The 17,708-nt window shown below is 45.8% G+C and carries 21 protein-coding genes; 9 read left to right on the top strand and 12 right to left on the bottom strand.

Translation table 11 applies throughout. The features are described 5' to 3' along the window. Positions 1–219: 219 nt before the first annotated feature. From vopD to sctW, 12 genes are read right to left on the bottom strand one after another with little or no spacing between them, the layout of a single operon-like run. Complete coding sequence (gene vopD, locus J4N40_RS08105) at positions 220–1,224, bottom strand: type III secretion system translocon subunit VopD (protein WP_005377262.1); 1,005 nt, start codon at positions 1,222–1,224, stop codon at positions 220–222. 10 nt (positions 1,225–1,234) lie between these two features. Then, on the bottom strand, positions 1,235–2,434 hold the full coding sequence (gene vopB, locus J4N40_RS08100) for a type III secretion system translocon subunit VopB (RefSeq protein ID WP_005377260.1): 1,200 nt from the start codon (positions 2,432–2,434) through the stop codon (positions 1,235–1,237). Between the two features lie 7 nt (positions 2,435–2,441). Continuing rightward, on the bottom strand, positions 2,442–2,927 hold the full coding sequence (gene vcrH / locus J4N40_RS08095; protein ID WP_250654457.1) for a SycD/LcrH family type III secretion system chaperone VcrH: 486 nt from the start codon (positions 2,925–2,927) through the stop codon (positions 2,442–2,444). Positions 2,928–2,939: 12 nt separating this feature from the next. Continuing rightward, the gene (locus J4N40_RS08090) at positions 2,940–4,763 is read right to left on the bottom strand and encodes a virulence-associated V antigen (protein ID WP_054576991.1); all 1,824 of its coding nucleotides are present in this window, start codon (positions 4,761–4,763) and stop codon (positions 2,940–2,942) included. Positions 4,764–4,773: 10 nt separating this feature from the next. Further along, positions 4,774–5,058 carry an LcrG family type III secretion system chaperone gene (locus J4N40_RS08085; RefSeq protein WP_005377254.1) on the bottom strand — a complete coding sequence of 95 codons (285 nt, stop codon included), beginning with the start codon at positions 5,056–5,058 and terminating at the stop codon, positions 4,774–4,776. A gap of 60 nt (positions 5,059–5,118) precedes the next feature. Then, complete coding sequence (locus tag J4N40_RS08080) at positions 5,119–5,532, bottom strand: LcrR family type III secretion system chaperone (protein ID WP_053304394.1); 414 nt, start codon at positions 5,530–5,532, stop codon at positions 5,119–5,121. After that, positions 5,532–7,658 carry a SctV family type III secretion system export apparatus subunit VcrD gene (gene vcrD, locus J4N40_RS08075; RefSeq protein ID WP_284694804.1) on the bottom strand — a complete coding sequence of 709 codons (2,127 nt, stop codon included), beginning with the start codon at positions 7,656–7,658 and terminating at the stop codon, positions 5,532–5,534. Before vcrD ends, J4N40_RS08080 begins: the two co-directional genes overlap by 1 nt. Then, positions 7,642–7,983, bottom strand: coding sequence for a type III secretion system chaperone VscY (vscY, locus tag J4N40_RS08070; protein ID WP_005377248.1), 342 nt, complete (start codon positions 7,981–7,983; stop codon positions 7,642–7,644). Before vscY ends, vcrD begins: the two co-directional genes overlap by 17 nt. A 5-nt stretch (positions 7,984–7,988) precedes the next feature. Beyond that, positions 7,989–8,366 (bottom strand): type III secretion system protein VscX, encoded by a 378-nt coding sequence (gene vscX, locus J4N40_RS08065; protein WP_017821329.1) that lies wholly within the window; start codon positions 8,364–8,366, stop codon positions 7,989–7,991. Further along, positions 8,363–8,737 carry a type III secretion chaperone SycN gene (sycN, locus tag J4N40_RS08060; protein ID WP_250654456.1) on the bottom strand — a complete coding sequence of 125 codons (375 nt, stop codon included), beginning with the start codon at positions 8,735–8,737 and terminating at the stop codon, positions 8,363–8,365. The genes vscX and sycN overlap by 4 nt, the downstream gene beginning before the upstream one ends. Continuing rightward, positions 8,724–9,008, bottom strand: a complete 285-nt coding sequence (locus tag J4N40_RS08055; RefSeq protein WP_170893405.1) for a TyeA family type III secretion system gatekeeper subunit — start codon at positions 9,006–9,008, stop codon at positions 8,724–8,726. Before J4N40_RS08055 ends, sycN begins: the two co-directional genes overlap by 14 nt. Beyond that, the gene (gene sctW / locus J4N40_RS08050; protein WP_213886842.1) at positions 8,989–9,882 is read right to left on the bottom strand and encodes a type III secretion system gatekeeper subunit SctW; all 894 of its coding nucleotides are present in this window, start codon (positions 9,880–9,882) and stop codon (positions 8,989–8,991) included. Before sctW ends, J4N40_RS08055 begins: the two co-directional genes overlap by 20 nt. A 185-nt stretch (positions 9,883–10,067) precedes the next feature. Here sctW and vscN point away from each other — a divergent pair, with 185 nt between their 5' ends. From vscN to J4N40_RS08005, 9 genes are all read left to right on the top strand, one after another. Further along, positions 10,068–11,390 carry a SctN family type III secretion system ATPase VscN gene (vscN, locus tag J4N40_RS08045; RefSeq protein WP_182039224.1) on the top strand — a complete coding sequence of 441 codons (1,323 nt, stop codon included), beginning with the start codon at positions 10,068–10,070 and terminating at the stop codon, positions 11,388–11,390. Beyond that, entirely contained in the window at positions 11,387–11,848 is a 462-nt protein-coding gene (locus tag J4N40_RS08040; protein WP_005377236.1) for a type III secretion protein, read from the top strand. Before vscN ends, J4N40_RS08040 begins: the two co-directional genes overlap by 4 nt. A 9-nt stretch (positions 11,849–11,857) precedes the next feature. Next, entirely contained in the window at positions 11,858–13,063 is a 1,206-nt protein-coding gene (locus J4N40_RS08035) for a type III secretion system needle length determinant (RefSeq protein ID WP_206947069.1), read from the top strand. Further along, positions 13,060–14,028 carry a SctQ family type III secretion system cytoplasmic ring protein VscQ gene (vscQ, locus tag J4N40_RS08030; protein WP_025768125.1) on the top strand — a complete coding sequence of 323 codons (969 nt, stop codon included), beginning with the start codon at positions 13,060–13,062 and terminating at the stop codon, positions 14,026–14,028. Before J4N40_RS08035 ends, vscQ begins: the two co-directional genes overlap by 4 nt. After that, positions 14,025–14,675 (top strand): SctR family type III secretion system export apparatus subunit VscR, encoded by a 651-nt coding sequence (gene vscR / locus J4N40_RS08025; RefSeq protein ID WP_005377232.1) that lies wholly within the window; start codon positions 14,025–14,027, stop codon positions 14,673–14,675. Before vscQ ends, vscR begins: the two co-directional genes overlap by 4 nt. An 82-nt stretch (positions 14,676–14,757) precedes the next feature. Continuing rightward, entirely contained in the window at positions 14,758–15,024 is a 267-nt protein-coding gene (gene vscS / locus J4N40_RS08020) for a SctS family type III secretion system export apparatus subunit VscS (RefSeq protein WP_005377227.1), read from the top strand. After that, a complete protein-coding gene (sctT, locus tag J4N40_RS08015) occupies positions 15,021–15,806 on the top strand; it encodes a type III secretion system export apparatus subunit SctT (RefSeq protein WP_033906165.1) in 786 nt (261 codons plus the stop codon). The genes vscS and sctT overlap by 4 nt, the downstream gene beginning before the upstream one ends. 15 nt (positions 15,807–15,821) lie before the next feature. Further along, positions 15,822–16,871, top strand: coding sequence for a SctU family type III secretion system export apparatus subunit VscU (gene vscU, locus J4N40_RS08010; protein WP_005387129.1), 1,050 nt, complete (start codon positions 15,822–15,824; stop codon positions 16,869–16,871). 102 nt (positions 16,872–16,973) lie between these two features. Next, the gene (locus tag J4N40_RS08005; RefSeq protein ID WP_130546118.1) at positions 16,974–17,684 is read left to right on the top strand and encodes a helix-turn-helix domain-containing protein; all 711 of its coding nucleotides are present in this window, start codon (positions 16,974–16,976) and stop codon (positions 17,682–17,684) included. Positions 17,685–17,708: the final 24 nt, after the last annotated feature.

The following is a 17,708-nucleotide window of genomic DNA, read 5'->3' as shown; positions in this document are numbered from 1 at the left end:
TAATAATGGCACTTTAACTTAATTTTACGCAACAAGGCTACTATGAAGTTGTTAGCTTTGAGCTGAGTTCAACAAAAACAGTAACTTTTATGCAATGTAACTCACTACGTTATATTGCTTTACAAACAAATCACCCAGTAAATATCCGTATCTAGTTTAGATAGCTGAAATAAAAAAAGCGTTGTATAAACAACGCTTTGTAGTTAGTGAAACGGATGGTTACACCGTTGGGACTGACGCTCGCCACGCTTGGTTCTGGCTATCTGAGATAGATCGGAACAAGTCACGTAGCTCTTTCAATAAGCCTTCTTGGAAACCAATGTTTTCATCGGCTTTCTGTTTGGCTGCTTGTGCGCGAGTCGCTTGTACTTCATCATCTTTGCTGCGCGCTTGCGCTTTGGTTTGCTCTACATTCGATGCTGAGTTTGCCATCTGGCCCAAAGCTTGAAGAATAGCGTTCTTCGCTTGGTTTGAGCTCATCAACTTATCGAACTTACGGCCACCACTTGTCAGCTGCGCTGTCGTGTCTGCGATATTGTCTTTCGCTAGTGAGTGCGCACGCTTAACCTGATCTTGCTGAGTTTTAGACAAGCTATTGTTATTTAATAACTCTTCTGCTTGATCGAAGCCAGCTTTTTGCGTTTTCAGTACATTATTGCTCGCCATTTCATTCTTGATTTCTTTCCCTGCTTTGAAAGAACCAAGGGCACCAATAATTGCGGTAGCACCCGCTAATACACCCGAAACGACTGCCATCGCGATCATTGCGCTTGCCGAGTTGTTGAGTTCTGCCGCTTGGCTTTCTAAACTCGCGACGTTTGCTTCAACAGCAATTTCACGTTGTAGCACTTGCTGCTCACGGCTCAGCTTTGATACTTGATACAACAATGTTAATAGCGTCAACGATTGTGATACCGCATCTGATGGTGACTTGATCACCTCCTCACCGTTAAGTGCTTTCATCGTTGTGCTCATTAATGAGCTCACCGTCGGCGCAAGAGCACTCATTAAGTTTGCAACAACTTGAGCTTGATTACTCACTGTAGGAGCTTTAGGTGTCTCTAACTGGTAGCGTGCTGCACCAGAAACACCTGACTCACTTTGGCTTTTAACGGCGCCCGCTTCAAGCTTTGTTTCCGGCGCTTTTTCTGCTTTGTTGGTTTTAATGGTGTCGCCTAAACCGTATAGTTCACCACGACCCGTTCCGCCTACTTTATCTAGCATAATAAACTCCTTATACCGTTGCAGGACGGCTTAACACCGTTTGCATAGTTTCACTTTTCGCTTGAATCATTTGCATGATGAGGCTCATCAGCTCTTGGAAGTCTTCCATCAACTTACCAATCTCTTCTTTGAGCTTATCAATGACAGCCTGGCTTAACGTCATTTTGGCTCGAAGGTCTGTGATATCAGCCTGAATCTCTGTCACGTGAGCATTGTTAGCAGCGTGGACACTGTCCGTTGCGCCTTTACCCACGTTGACGGCAAGATCGACGGTTTCTGCGCCATAACGAATCGCTTTCGCTGTTGTTGTCGCAGCTTTTGTGCCCATATCCGCCACTTTCGCCATGTTTGCAGCGGCTTTCGTAGCGATTTCCGTGACCTTTTGAGCTACCTTACCAGCACCTTTCGCTGCAAGTTTCGCGATACCGCCAGCTGCTGCACCACCAAACGTCACAACAGCTCCGATAACCGCGACGGCGATTTCTAATGCCATTACGACTTTGTTTAGCACATCGACATTTACGCCCGCTTCTTTTAGCGCATCTTGAACGGCTGGCTCTTGCAACGCCATGCTCACTGCTCCCATAACGCCACCAGCGATCATAAGTGCACCGGCTGCTGCACCAACACCCGTTGCCACCATTACGGCACCAACAACAATAGAAACCACCGCACTGATCCAACCAAAGATCTTCGCTGCTAAGCCTGATTTTTGGGCTTCTTTTGCAGCGGCTTCCGATTCTTTGATTTTGTCTTGGTTTTCCACCATCTCTTTTTCGTGTTTAGCTTTTGCGACCTTCACTTCCTGAATTTTCAGCTCGTTTTGAGCACTTTTCAGTTTATCCGTGATAGCAGCAAGCTCTACTTCAAAATCATCAGCAGATCCTGCGATGATTTTGACGGCAATCGAACCTGTTTGGTCTGCAACTGCATGGAGAGATTTTGCAATGGTATCGACGATCTTTTGCAGCTGTGCCATGGCTTTTAGCGTCAAATCATTCACTTTGTCACTAACAGCTGCGTTAGGTGCATCTAACTGAACTTTTACTTTTCCGGTGTTCAGTACATCTGCATCTTTACTCTTCACGTTTTCTACCGTCACAGAAGGCGTCGCTGTAGACGCCGTTTTCTGCACGTTATCTAACGTGGCTTGGCCAGATTCAGGGCTATAAACCTGTGTCTGGATGCGGTCAAGTGCAATAGAACTCATAGTCTAATTACTCCTTTTTATTTCTCACCGCTTCTAACATGATGCCTGCACGCTCATGCAAATCTGCATATTGTGATTTTCCGGCAGACATCTCCTTCGCGCTGTAAAACCCACTCTCTGCTTCTGTCAGTTGTTCCAGTTTAAGGTGACATTCAGCAGAGTGAAAAGGTGGGCGTGGATCATTTGCGTCCACTAGCGCTGCGTAGCTGTAGGCGTCTATTGCCTGCAGATACTCACCCAACTCCTGACGAGCCGCGCCAAGGCCAATGAAAAATCGCGCCTGATAATGATCAAGCATGCTGAGTAATTGAAATACTTTCGCTGCTTGCTCAATCTTTCCCGATTGGAAAAAGTTGTAACCTACGGCATAAATGTGTTCGATGGTGTCCTGAGACACATCGTGCAACATTTTTAGCGTGCCTCCCTCTTCCAAAAAAGACAGCAGTTCTTCTGCTTGCATTTGAGATGGATCGGTCGCGTTTGTTTTAGTCATGGTTGGTTATCCTTAAATGGCTCGTAGGATTTCTTGTAAAATACTGTGGTACTTCTGAACAAACTTGTTCATCGCTTCAACGGTCGAGTTGTATTGAGAACTGGTGTCGTTCAGCTCAGTGGTTTTGATTTGCACTTCATCGTTAAGCAACTTGGATTTAGCACTGACAGAACTAGAAAAATTAGACAGCTTTTTCGACTTCTCTTCGTCTTGGTACGAAGCACCATCACCGATAGTAATACCTTGTGTTTGAAGGAAGTCTCGATGGTTTGTTATCTTATTATCCGTCAAATACTTGTACTCAGGTGAAGCTTCAAAATCCGTTTGATTGCTGTAGTTAAAGTCACTCGCTTTGAAGTTACTTTCTGGATATCCCGGTTTATAAACCCCATCAACACTTTGCGTAGAGTGAATTTTTGATTGCACAACACCAAAAACTTTAAGCTGTATTGTGAGATCCTCTAATGCCTCTTTCTGGTCATTACGTTTCTCTAAACGGTTAACACGACGCTCATTTAGTGCAAGCAGCACTTGCTCATCAAAACGGTCTCCAATGCTGGACTCAACAACGGCCAACAAATCACGAGCCGTTAGAGAGTGCTCTGCTCTCACCTCGCGATCCGCTTTCTCTTTATCGGTGATATTGAGTAGACGCTCTTTCAATGCCCCTAAGTTTTTGCGCAATGCCTCGTATCGCTCAGTAAATGAAGCCCCGGTAGATTCACCTTTTACTATTTTTTCAAACTGTAATCGGATATCTCGTTCGGTGTTTTCTTTGATCAAATTAACTTGAGCTGCCGTTATTTGTGTCTTTTGGACATCGGCTATCGCGCTGTCCTGGTAAAAGTCATCGATTTCTATATTTGTTAAACTCACCGCGAAGTTGGCGAACAGACTAGAAAGGGTCAAAGGCTCAGTTCCACCAATGACAGTATTAAGTGCTGCTTTTAGATTGTTCGTTCCACTCGCCTCACCATAAGCTGCGCTATATTGGCCTTTCACTTGAGCGGCCATTTCATCTAACGCTTCTTTAAGCTGCTGTTTAGAAATACCAGGAGTCCAGGTAATTCTGCTAGCTAGCGCACTTGCGTCATCGGTGCTTAAAGTAATACCAATGCCTTGAAAACTACTTTTTAATTGAGCTGAGACTTGAAGAGCGAAACTCTCTTTAGTCAACAGAAAATCCGAGCTCTTCAGTTGCGCGAGATTAACGGAACCTAAGCTACTAAAGGCATTGCGAAGAAAAGAAATAGAAGCATCTCTCACTTCACGGGAGCCCATTTGATTAGCAAGCTCTGCAACAAAAAGAGAAATTTCTTTGGTGGCGTTAGCCAGACCTGTCTCGGAGAGGTTGGCGATCTGCTCCGCTTGGTTACTCTGAGTGCCCAGATTAAATTGACTAACAAACTCAGTAGATAACGAGCTATCTACGTTTTCCGTCAGTAACTTACTAAACCAAGCCTGAAACTGATTTGATAGCGTTTGGTTTGTTTGAGCATTAAACTCGGCTGCGGTTAATTCACCATCTGAGTTAGCACTTTGTAGCGACTTTAGCCAAACAGATGCGGTGTCAGTCAATGATATACCAGCAAACGCGTTATTTTTCGCTTTTAGGTTTTCAAGCGTATCAACATAAAGCGCGATGCTTTGTGATTCCGTTTGTCCCGAGATAGTTGGCAATGAAGAGATTATCGAGGCAAGTTGCTGAGTCTCTGCTTCACCCAGTACAGGGGTAAATGCCTCTATCAAGTTTTGTTGGAAAGTGGGTAATGGTGCACTACTCGCAGCTGTGTCTGTTGCTCCTGTCGTAGAGCCAGTCGTTTTCATATTCGTCATTTCCAAACCTCTAAATCATCATGCCGCGCATCACTGTGGGACGCTTTCTGCGTTTACCTGACGTACCTTGTAGCTGAGTTTGTTGTTGCCGGCGGCGCTGGACTTCGTCTATTAGCTCTTGCTCTGCACGTTTCATGGTATCTACTGGCGCTTTTATGCCGCCAAGTAATACATCCCCCGCAACAGGACCAACACCTAAGCCTTCCAATAGCTCGTTAAAAATATCGGTTCTGTCTTCAGCTTTTCTAATGGCAAGCTCAGCGTTCTCAATCGCATCGGTAAACGGTTGCTTCATCTTGATTCCTATCTTAAAGCGGGTCATCTCATCGGTGCTGTCAGTAACAGTCGTGAGTTTTTACTTTTTCAACTTTTTCAAAGGTCTATAATCTGCTAAGCGTAAACAGTACCAGTCGTCTAGCTCATCATGGCTTGCACCGCATGCTTTTAGATAGAACTGTGCCAATCGCTGGCTGCTCATGTTGCTACCACGTAACACATCGACGTTGCCGCGAATGACCCAATCGGAGGGATAAAGTTGAATGGCATGTTCAGCCAAGAGAAATAAGCCGGCAAAGGGGTTACTCAACCCCAATTTTGGACGAACGCGTTTCAGAAGAACGATGATGATTTCACCGTCCTCCACCCGAAAAACGAGCTCTAAGCCTTCAACTTCAATTCGATAACCAAGTTGAATTTCACTTTGTTGCCAAAAGTATGGCGTCACTTCGATCCCCGCTTGCGCCAGCGAGAGTATTAGTTTTGTTTTCATTACATCCCCACCCTTCCAAGTGGCTGAATATTGATTTGCTGGGTTAGTTCTTGAAATGACAAAACGGGCAGATCGTAGTATTCCGATTCAATAAGCTTTCGCACATATCGGCGTACATCCATAGACACAACTAGCACAGGTTTATTCGGCATGCGGCTTAAGTCACCAATGGTCTGTTTCACATCACTGACAAATTGTTGCGTTATTGACGGATCTAACGCCAAGTAACTCCCTGCTGAGGTTTGACGAATACCGCTGCGTATCGTGTCTTCGAGATTTTGATCCAATAAGTAAGCGGGCAACATGTTTTGTCCGCTCGCGTATTTGTAGCAAATGTAACGTTTTAAGCTAGAACGAATGTACTCCGTCAGCTGTACAACATCTTTCTCTTTTTGGCCCCACTCAACCATCGCTTCCAAGATCACGCGAAGGTTTCGGATAGAAATGTCTTCAGAAACCAAGCGTTGCAAGATTTCCGTCATTTTTTGCAACGGAACAATACGCTGGGCCTCTTTGACTAGCTCCGAATAACTGCCTTCCATCTGCTCCAACAGATAACGCGTCTCCTGAATACCAATAAAGTCTTGTGCGTACTCCTTAAGAACATGAGACAAGTGGTACGTTAAAATTCTGTCGGGTGTGAGAAAACCTACATGACTGGCTACGAGTTTTTGCTCATAACTCTGTGCCACCCAAATGCTAGAAATACCGGGTAGAAAATCTTCATCTTGCTCATAAGGCACGCCTAATAAATCGATCTGTTCATTCCCTTCTGTCACCAAGAGTTGATCTTTAACAATTCGTCCTCGTGCAACCGGGACTTCTTGTAACTGAATTAAGTACTCGCCATTTTGCATCCCCTCGTTAAAGCGCAGGTGGATGCCTGGGAAAGGCACGCCTAGGTCGAGATATAGTGCGCGCCTCACCCTTGCTAGCTCTTCATTTAATGCGACCGCTTCCAAGCTTTCCTGAAGGCTCGCGTCAAGATCAATCAACAGCGGGACCGTCATGGCGAACTCTTCTTGCTCACCTAACTTACCTTTGCTGTTTCTAGAAGGCGTGGGTTTGCTTGGCTTCGCTGCTGGCGAACCGGCCCCTTGCGAAACAAAGCTTGATAAGTCGGTGCTATCTGATTCCGCTTGTTTTTTCTGTTGATAGAAAAGGAAGAAACCACCACCACCAACCACGGCGGCCAAGACCAGAAAAGTGATTTTTGGGAATCCAGGGATGAGTGCGAACAGCACCAAAAGCACACCACCAATAAGAAGCGCACGTGGCTGAGCAATCACCTGCCCACCAATGTCCGACCCAAGATCAGAAGAGTCTTCATGGGAAACACGCGTCACGATAATACCGGCGGTAATCGCGATAAAGAGTGCCGGGATCTGCGATACCAAACCATCGCCAACTGTCAAAATCGCAAACAATTCAAGTGCTTCAGAAGCACTCATGCCTTTTTGCGTTACCCCGATCGTGACGCCACCTAAGATGTTGACCACAATGATGACCAGACCCGCAATGGAGTCGCCTTTAACGAACTTCATCGCGCCATCCATCGAGCCATACATTTGGCTTTCTTTTTCAATCAGTGATCGTCGGTGCCTAGCTTCGTGTACGTCAATTACTCCGGCACGCATGTCACCGTCAATACTCATCTGCTTACCAGGCATCGCATCGAGTGAGAAGCGCGCACTAACTTCTGCTACCCTTTCTGAGCCTTTGGTGATCACCATAAACTGAACAATGGTAATGATCAGGAACACAACGATACCGACCACTAAGTTACCGCCCACAACGAAGTTACCGAATGTATAAACGATTTGACCAGCATCGCCTTGTAGCAAGATCAAGCGGGTTGTCGTGATAGATAAAGACAGACGAAACAATGTCGTGATCAATAGCACCGCAGGAAATGCAGAGAACTCAAGTGGCGTGGTGATGTAAATCGCTAACATAAGCAGCACCACCGCAATGCTCATGTTGGTGCCAATCAGCACATCCACCAGTGCGGTAGGAAGTGGCAATATCATCATAAAGACGATCGCGAGTAACATCACCGCAAGCATGATGTCTTTGCGTTGCCCTACTTTGTTTAGAATATCGATCAACTTATTCATGTGATTCACTATTTAAAGATTGCAGATAGCGTCGGTGCGCTTGGCGTGCCCCATCGACGTCATTTTGTTTCCAACGCGCTTGGCTTAAACAAAACCAGAGTCCTGCCGAGTCAGGATGAAGGTCAGATTTTAATAAGTGCTCACACACCTCAATCGCCCGGGTATATCGACCACTTTGTAAACACGCCACAGCAAGTGTTTGCATCGCCTCTTTGTGCTGCGGTTCTATTTCTAGAACCGCATCGAGAATAGAAATGGCATGCTCTGGCTTTTGGTATTGAACTTGTAGCGCAGCGTGAACAAGTAAGAGTTCAATGTCTTTGGATCTCAACATGTTGGTTAGACCTGAATAAGGAGATTGAGCGCCATAGTGAGGTAACGCTGATCTAGTTGCGTACTTTGTAGCGTTTCAGATGCTTTGATAAAAGAAGCGGAGCCTGAATCCTGTGCAAGAACTTGCAGCTGAGATAACGTTTCATCAAATTGTTGACGGTATTTTTCTGGACGCAACAACTCTGAGTGCAGCAGCTTGGGCTTAGTTAACGCGATGAGATATTGGTCTGAAGGCCTGAGATCATAGAGCTTCTCTAAATGTGTAGCGACCGCCTGACCATCAGGAAGCAATTGAAATCGCTCTGGGAAATCGGCCTTAACTTCACTATGAGTAACATGCGTAAAGGCTTCGATGCCTACGTTTAAAGTGCTGACTCGAGTCATGAGCCTGCCACATCGTTATGTAGACGAGCCAAAAGCGTAAACGCTTGCTCTAAGGTCGGAAGTGTTACTTCTTCTCCTTTTAGCCTTGCTGAAAAAACCAGAGTTTGTTCATCTAACAAGCCGGTTTTAATTTCGAAAGGCCAGCCTTGATCGGCATGACACAAACACAGTGCACTTTGAACCATGTCACTGGTTTGATGCCAAGATAACGCTCGAGACAACATCAAGAATAACTGCTCACCCTGTCGCTCAATATGCAGCGTACCACTTTGCTCAAAATCCAACTGCACCCGTCCAGCTGATGAGAAATCGACGGCATCGAGCCCCATTCCTCGGCAAAATTCATCGACGGATGCATCAATCCAACTCATCTTCCCACGCTTCCTCTTCTTCTATATCAATGGCTTCGTCTAGCGCCTTTTGTACCGCTTGGATTAAATTCTGTCGTTGTTCTTCATCGGCGAATACGTCAATTGGGATTGCGCGAACTAACTTATGGAACTCTCGAAAAAAATCGATTTTTTGTTCTACCGCCGTCAATTCCATTGCGTTGACGACTTTCCATATCTCATCACTGCTTACCCATCGCTGCTCTACCAACGCAATCACATCAGCCATCAAATTAGAAACTTGATAAGCCATAATTCGTCCTTTCCGGTTTAAACATTTGGAACAGCTGACTCACACGATCTTGCAACGTATTTAGAGTTTTGAGTTTTTGCATATCGGACATCAACCACTTCAACTTAACCGAATCGATACTGCTACCTTGAACACTAAGATCTGCACTCATGCCTTGCAGCATAAAGTCAACAGCGGTCGATACCTCCTGCTCACCAAAGCGCGCCACAACATCTTGATAAGCCGCGCCGAGCCCTTGATAACTATGAACGGTATCGCGGTAGAAGCCGCGCAGCTGATGCAAAGAGCTAAACTCTTGCTCTTGGCTGTATTCATCAGCAAAATTTGAGACGCGGATTTCCGTATCGATTTGAGACCATGTATCTGGGTTTTGCTCGATTCTTAGAAGTGCTTGGTCAATCAGCGCTAGTAGGTGTTTACTTTCTGGACTCGCACTCAAAAACTTTTTAACGGCTTTTAGGGCTAGGTATTGATGGCTTTTCTCCTCGGAAAACCCATTCAAGTAGGCTTGTAATTGCGCGATGGTCGAGATATTTCCTCCCGCCATTTTTGTAGCCAAATCTTTGATCTTTTGATTCTTTTCAAGATCAGGGACTTTTCTTAAATAGTCCGAAACGAGTTCATGTGCTTCATTAACTCGAACACCACTGTCTTTCACTTTGCGCTTAGTCAGATCTTTCTCTGCTTTTTCGGAACCGAGTGAAGTGAGTTCTTCCATCGCATCAAAAAGTGATTGTGTGGCATTGTGAACACGGACGGTTTCACCGCGATAATTGCCTTTTTGTGAAACGTCGGGACGAGACGATTCCAACCCGCTTTGGATAGACGCATCAAACTTTGGATTTGTTGCGATATGATTGTTGATAATACTCATTCACTTGCACTCCTTCCGCACAATACAGGCGAATTATAGGAAGTGCGCTTTTTTGAAGCTGTCAAAATCAGACGTGTTTTTTTAGTGCGCTTTCAGTTTTCTAAAAACTCCCGACTGATATTCACTATAAATTGATTCTTATACTTTCTATTCTCTCAGCATCAATCATTGCGCATATTTTTACCTTGAACGATTTCTCATACATCACTGATATCCAACAATCTGCGATTAAACACACGCGTTTGATCCAAATTCGCGGGCGCGTTACACAAGTCACCGGCACCATTATCAAAGCTGTCGTCCCTGGCGTTCGTGTAGGTGAACTGTGTGAGTTGCGTAATCCCGATCAAACTCTGTCTTTGTTAGCGGAAGTGGTTGGCTTCCAGCAGCATCACGCTCTGCTCACCCCGTTAGGAAATATGTTTGGGATTTCCTCAAATACAGAAGTAAGCCCAATGGGCAAAATGCACGAAGTGGGTGTTGGCGACCACCTGTTAGGTACAACGCTTGACGGGCTTGGGCGTCCTTTCGATGGTACGCAAAGTCAGGAACCAAGTGCTTGGTATCCTGTTTATCGCGATGCGCCACCACCAATGCAACGTAAACTGATTGAAAAGCCAATCTCTCTTGGCGTTCGATCCATTGATGGGCTACTGACCTGTGGTGAAGGTCAGCGCATGGGTATTTTTGCAGCGGCTGGCGGGGGTAAAAGTACCCTACTGGCAAAACTGATTCGCTCCGCAGAAGTTGACGTGACCGTTCTCGCCTTAATTGGTGAACGCGGACGCGAAGTGCGCGAGTTTATTGAGCATGACCTAGGCGAAGAAGGAATGGCCAAATCGGTTTTAGTGGTCGCTACCTCTGATCGCCCAGCAATGGAGCGCGCCAAAGCCGCCTTTGTTGCCACTTCTATCGCAGAATATTTTCGTGACCAAGGTAAACGCGTGCTACTGCTGATGGATTCTGTAACGCGTTTCGCCCGCGCACAGAGGGAGATTGGACTAGCCGCAGGCGAGCCACCAACACGACGTGGCTATCCGCCTTCCGTTTTTGCCGCTTTGCCAAAGCTGATGGAACGAGCTGGACAATCAGACAAAGGATCAATTACAGCACTGTACACCGTGTTGGTGGAAGGTGACGACATGACAGAGCCTGTCGCGGATGAAACTCGCTCCATTTTAGATGGGCACATCATTCTCTCGCGTAAACTTGCCGCAATGAACCATTACCCTGCGATTGATGTACTTCGGTCAGCAAGCCGAGTGATGAATCAAATCGTTGAATCCGATCATCAGGCGTCTGCTGCTCATATTCGCGAAATGTTAGCTAAGTATGAAGAAGTTGAACTGCTAATAAAAATTGGCGAATACCAACATGGCGCAGATAGCCGAGCGGATTTGGCCATTGCACAAAGTGATGATATACGCGCCTTTTTACGCCAAGGCACTCATGAACCAAGCGATCTTGATGGCACTATCGCTCAACTTAAAGGGATGGCGAAACAATGATAGAACGCTTATTAGAAATCAAAAAAATTCGCGCTGACCGTGCGGATAAAGCCGTCAAGCGTCAAGAATACCGAGTGTCAAACGCCGCAGCACAGGTTCAAAAGGCCGAACGTTCTGTCGCGGACTATCACGTTTGGCGCCAGGAAGAAGAAGAGCGACGTTTTGCTAAAGCAAAACAACAAACGCTCGTTCTCAAAGAGCTAGAAACATTAAGACAAGAAATCGCGTTGTTAAGAGAGAGAGAAGCCGAACTTAAACAACGTGTGGCCGAGTCAAAAAAAGCGCTTGAAATCGAACGCTCGGCACTTAAAGAAAAGCAAAAAGAGGCGCGACAAGCCCATAAAACCAAAGAAAAATTCGTTCAGTTGCAGCAACAAGAAGTCGCGGAAAAATCGCGAGAAAGGCAATACCAAGAAGAACTCGAACAGGAAGAGTTTCGCACTGTCGACATTATCTAAAGGTTCACTATGCGCATTACCCCAACAACTGAAACATCGAATACGCTGCACAAATCAACGCCGGAACAAGCGCCTCTCGAGAAGGAGGCCGAGCTTCAATCACAATTCGAGCATGCAATGACGAAGAAGCCTAGCAAGGGAAAGGAGTCTATCGTTGGGAATCCCCAAAAAAATCATACTGGCGAAGAAGACATACCGCTAAGGCATAAGACATCTCAAGGTCTAGATAAGAAACTTAACCTATCGAACCAAGAAGCCAACGCTGACAAAAACATCTCCACTTTAAAAGGTCAAAGTGACGTCGTCAGTAAGAGAGATATAGAGAAATCGCAAGACGACGCAGCAAATAGCGAAGAAATAATTAGCAAAAACAATAAGTTGCTTAAACATGATGGAAAAAGCGATGGCGACACAGTTCTAAGCTCCCCTTCTACCGAGCGTGTTGATCCTCACTTTCAAGCTCATTTGAAAGATGATAAACCGACGCCGATGGATAAACATACCTCGCCGGAGTATCTCTCTACGCTTGAATCTGGCTTGCTCCCCCAAAATGCGACAGCGACAGAGCTCGCTCAAGATGGGATTAACATTGTTGGCTTAACGAAAAGGCAAACTGAAACAGCGCACAATAAGCGTGCAACTCCGCCGCTACAGAATACAGGCAAACGATCAGACCAAACTGGTGGCCTGCCTGAAACCAAGCCTCTTGAAAAAATCGTGACGAAAAGCGCACTAGTCGCCGTTAAAACGGATGAAGAAAAAGTGCCTTCTCAACCCCTTGCAAGTGCGGTAACACAAGGCGATGTCATCCTAAAAAGTGTTGCTTCGCAGGCTCAACCAAGCCCAACGCGAGACGTAAACCAATTACTCCAGCAATTGGTGGATAAAATCTATGTTGCTCTGCCAACCGCATCGGACAACAAAGAGGTTCGGCTGTTTCTAAGTGAAGGACAATTAAAAGGTGGCGAAATCCACATCAAGTTGGACGCTCAAGGGTATAGCGTGACGATTCGACAAGAGCATGCCCTTTCCATTATTAGCCAGCAAGCTAGACAAGATCTTGCTGAACGGCTAAACCGATTCGGTGGTGAGCAGCCACTTCGCTTAGCGATCAGCGAACAAACTCAACAGCTCGATCAACAACAACATGAACAACAACACTCACGCCAACAACGCAGCGTGTATGAAGAATGGCAAGCGGAGAATGACCTATGACACCGTTAATAATACCCAAAGTGGATGCAGAAAGTATCGCGCTCAGCAATCAACTTTGTGCAAAACAGTGCCACTTCCAAGGGACTGATGGTCAGAGCGTATCGATTACTGTTGCTCAAATCCCTTCATTTGAAGGGTTCCGTTTAACCACGTTGATTGGAGGGCAAACCCTACAAGTAGACTTTTCTCGTGCGCAGCTCCAACATTGGCTGAAATCGACCTTAAATGCTACTGCGTTTGAGTCCCTGCCTAACTCCCTCCAGTTAGCACTTTTGAGCTCACAGATAGAACCGCATAGTGAGGCAATCAAAGCGCTATTTGGTCAGTTACCCATTCTTAGTCAACTACAGCCGTTAGAGGCGAGCCAGGCCCAAGAGCATACTTTAATGTTAACGCTCAATAAGCCTAACGGCTCTCTTTGTTTGTGGGTTAGCGAAGGATCAGACGTGTTGTTGGATGCGCTACCAAACAGCGCTGCTCTACAAGCTCGACACCTCGCTTTACCTGTGTGGTTAAGTCTTGGAAGGACCCATTTGACGTTAAGCGAATTTAATTCGCTCGAGCTGGGAGATGTCATCTTTTTTGACGATGGTTACATCGCCAAGCAACAAGCCATTTTTCAAGTATCTAACCAGAATCTCTGGCGCTGCCAGCTAGATGACCAAACTCTTCACATTATTGAAAAAGAAACCAATATGAATGACGTAAACACTTCAGAAATGTTAACCGACCACCAGCAACTGCCTGTGGAACTCACGTTTGATATCGGCCATCAAACCATCACGCTAGAGCAGCTTAACCAGCTTCAGCCAGGGTACGTATTCGAGCTAAACCAGCCTGTATCTAAGCCGGTAACATTGCGTGCCAACGGCAAAATCATTGGTGAGTGTGAACTGGTTAATGTTAACGAACATTTAGGTGTGCGCGTACTGGAGCTGTTCGGTGGCACGCAGGAGCCAGCATGATCCAGTTACCCGACGAGCTCAATCTCATTGTCAGCTTAGCACTGCTGGCACTGATCCCATTTATCGCTATGATGGCGACGTCGTTTGTGAAACTCGCCGTTGTATTCTCACTGCTGCGTAACGCTCTCGGTGTACAGCAAATTCCGCCGAATATGGCGCTTTACGGATTGGCTATCATTCTGTCAATTTTCATCATGGCTCCCGTCGGGTTTGAAACCTACGACTACGTAAAGCAGCATGATATCTCCCTTGAAGATTCTGCAAGTGTAGAAGGCCTCATTGAAAGCGGTTTACAGCCTTATCGAGAATTTTTGAAAAAGCATATTCGGGAAACCGAAGCCATATTCTTCACTGATGCTGCACGCACATTGTGGCCGCAGAAGTACGTAGACCGTTTAGAGTCGGACAGCTTATTGCTCTTACTGCCCGCATTTACCGTCAGCGAGCTTACTCGCGCTTTTGAAATTGGCTTTCTGTTGTACTTACCGTTCATCGCTATTGACCTAATTGTGTCGAATATCCTACTCGCGATGGGGATGATGATGGTATCGCCAATGACGATTTCCCTCCCCTTCAAATTGTTGCTTTTTGTCTTGCTTGACGGCTGGACAAAGCTCACCCACGGCTTAGTGTTGAGTTACGGTTAATCACGGAGAAAGTATGCATTCTGCTGAAATCATTCATTTCACGACTCAAGCATGTTGAGTTACGGTTAATCACGGAGAAAGTATGCATTCTGCTGAAATCATTCATTTCACGACTCAAGCATTAACCCTAGTGTTGTACTTGTCATTACCGCCGATTTTAGTCGCAGCATTGGTTGGTACATTGGTGTCGCTTATTCAGGCGTTAACTCAGGTCCAAGAACAAACGTTAGGCTTTGTGGTCAAGCTTATCGCGGTCATTATTACGCTGTTCGTCACAACGCAATGGCTAGGGGCAGAGCTCCACGCCTTCGCCTCGCTTGCTATGGATAAAATTCCTCAAATACGATGAGTTATCACGACTTACACCAGGCTTTATTTTTGTACAGCCTGACGTTACCTAGGTTAATGGCATGCTTCATCTTTTTGCCTATTTTGAGCAAGCAAATGTTAGGCGGCACCATGGTGAGAAATGGTGTGCTTTGCTCACTCGCACTGTTTATATTTCCGATGATTAATCAGCAAAGCTTGCCCGCAGAAACCGACGGCATTTGGCTGATAATGATTTTGGGTAAGGAGGTATTAATTGGGCTATTGATAGGGTTTGTTGCTGCTATCCCCTTTTGGGCGATAGAAGCGGCCGGTTTTCTGGTCGACAACCAACGTGGGGCTGCCATGGCAAGTATGTTTAACCCAACGCTAGGCTCACAATCCACACCAACAGCGGTATTACTGACCCAAACGTTGATTACCCTGTTCTTCTCTGGCGGGGGCTTTGTCACTTTTATCTATGCGTTATTCAAAAGCTATACATCTTGGCCGATCGTGGACTTTTTCCCAACCGTTAACGACGCATGGGTGAGTTTCTTCTACGCGCAATTTGAACAGCTTATGTGGCTTGGTGTGTTGATGTCCGCTCCACTAGTGTTGGCAATGTTTCTTGCTGAGTTTGGTCTGGCGCTTATCAGTCGTTTTGCACCGCAATTGAATGTTTTTTTCCTTGCCATGCCAATAAAAAGTGCCATCGCGAGTGTTTTACTGATCGTGTATCTCGGAATAATGATGGATCACTTTGAAGTACAGTTTTACGGCATTACCCGATTCGCAGAACAACTCAATACCATTTGGCAATAACGCTTAGGATTCTTTATGAGTGCAGAAAAAACAGAGCAACCCACCGCAAAAAAGTTACGCGATGCTCGACAGAAAGGTCAGGTTGCCAAAAGCCAAGAAATCGTATCGTCTGCATTAATTTTGGCGCTCATAATTGTACTGTTTGCGTTCGCCGATTATTACATGTCGCACATCTCAGCGCTTATTCTCCTACCAAGTAAGCTTGCTTATCAGGGTTTCCAAGATGCGCTAGTCGATGTCGCTATCGCCATCGCAAAAGAAATTGCCTATCTACTCGCTCCGATTATTCTGGTTGCTGCACTCGTCGCCATCTTTTCCAATATGGGGCAGTTCGGATTCCTATTTAGTGGTGAATCCGTTAAACCCGACATCAAAAAGATCAATCCCGTCGAAGGGGCCAAACGCATTTTTTCCCTTAAGAGTGTGATTGAGTTTATCAAGTCGATCCTTAAAGTCTCTCTTCTTTCCTGCATTATCTGGGTGACATTACGCGGTAACATCAACGCTTTAATGCAAATTCCAACTTGTGGGCTAGAATGTGTCCCGACCATTACTGGCGTCATGATTAAACAATTAATGATTATCTCTTCGGTAGGCTTCATCGTCATCGCTGCCGCAGATTTTGCGTACCAGAAATTTGATCACACGAAAAAGCTCAAAATGAGCAAGGACGAAGTGAAACGCGAATACAAAGAGATGGAAGGCAGTCCAGAAATAAAAAGCAAACGTCGTCAGTTGCACCAAGAGCTACAAGCCTCCAATCAACGCGAAAACGTTAAACGTTCTAATGTATTAGTTACAAACCCAACACATATCGCGGTTGGCCTTTATTACAAGAAAGGCGAAACGCCCCTGCCCGTCATCACTTTGATGGAAACCGATGCGGTAGCCAAACGTATGGTCGCAATCGCTAAAGAGGAAGGCGTGCCTGTGATGCAAAAAGTCCCTCTTGCTCGTGCACTATACGCCGACGGTAACGTCGACCAGTACATCCCAAGCGATCTTATTGAGGCAACTGCGGAAGTGCTTCGTTGGTTGGCTTCGTTAGAGTCCGAGGCGGACTAACAAACCACATCCCATTCAAGATCTGGGCTTACAACTGCCCAGCTTTCAACCTCGATACTTTCAACGCTATAATGCGGTATCCTTTAACTGTATGTTGTTTTTATGAAATCTAGCTTAAGCATTCGCTCCTACACGAAACGTATGAGCCGACATACTCATAGTGATTATCATCAACTGGTGCTTCCTCTCCAGGGCAACATACAGATTGATATGGATAGTTATGTCGGAAAGGTGGCGGTTGGCGACTGCATAGTCATCCCCAAAAGTTGTGCTCACGGTTTTAATGCCGAAGAGTCATCACGCTTTATTGTTGCGGATATGACCACTTTGCCCACTCATTTGATGGATAGTAGTGTGGCTGTGTTTTCGATTAGCCCGCCTCTACTGAGCTTTATCCAGTTTGTCGAAAAGCAACTTGAGTATCAGGTTAATGATGAAATTGAAAACTCAATGGTTGCAACCTTCTATCTGTTGCTGGAGCAGCAAAAGCGGTCTCGCTCCGTGGATTCGCGTATTCGAGATGTACAGGTTGTGATCGCCGAGCAGCTTGATCAGCCACTCACCATTGCCTCATTAGCGAATGCCGCTTGCTTGAGTCCGACGCAGTTTAAAAAGCTTTTTAAAGAGCAGCTAAAAATGAGCGTCCATAAGTACATTACACTACAACGTATGGAAAAAGCCAAAGCACTACTGACTCATACAGACCTTCCAGTTCAGTTGATAGCTGAACGAGTTGGTTATAGTGACCTTTCCGCGTTTAGTCGACGGTTTTCAATGCATTTTGGTATGTCTCCTAGAGAGTTTTCCCGATAGTCACTAAAATAGTCTTCTGGAACA

The sequence above is a fragment of the Vibrio sp. SCSIO 43097 genome (assembly GCF_023650755.1).
Lineage (GTDB): Bacteria > Pseudomonadota > Gammaproteobacteria > Enterobacterales > Vibrionaceae > Vibrio > Vibrio alginolyticus.
This window is presented reverse-complemented; position numbering and strand designations above follow the sequence as displayed.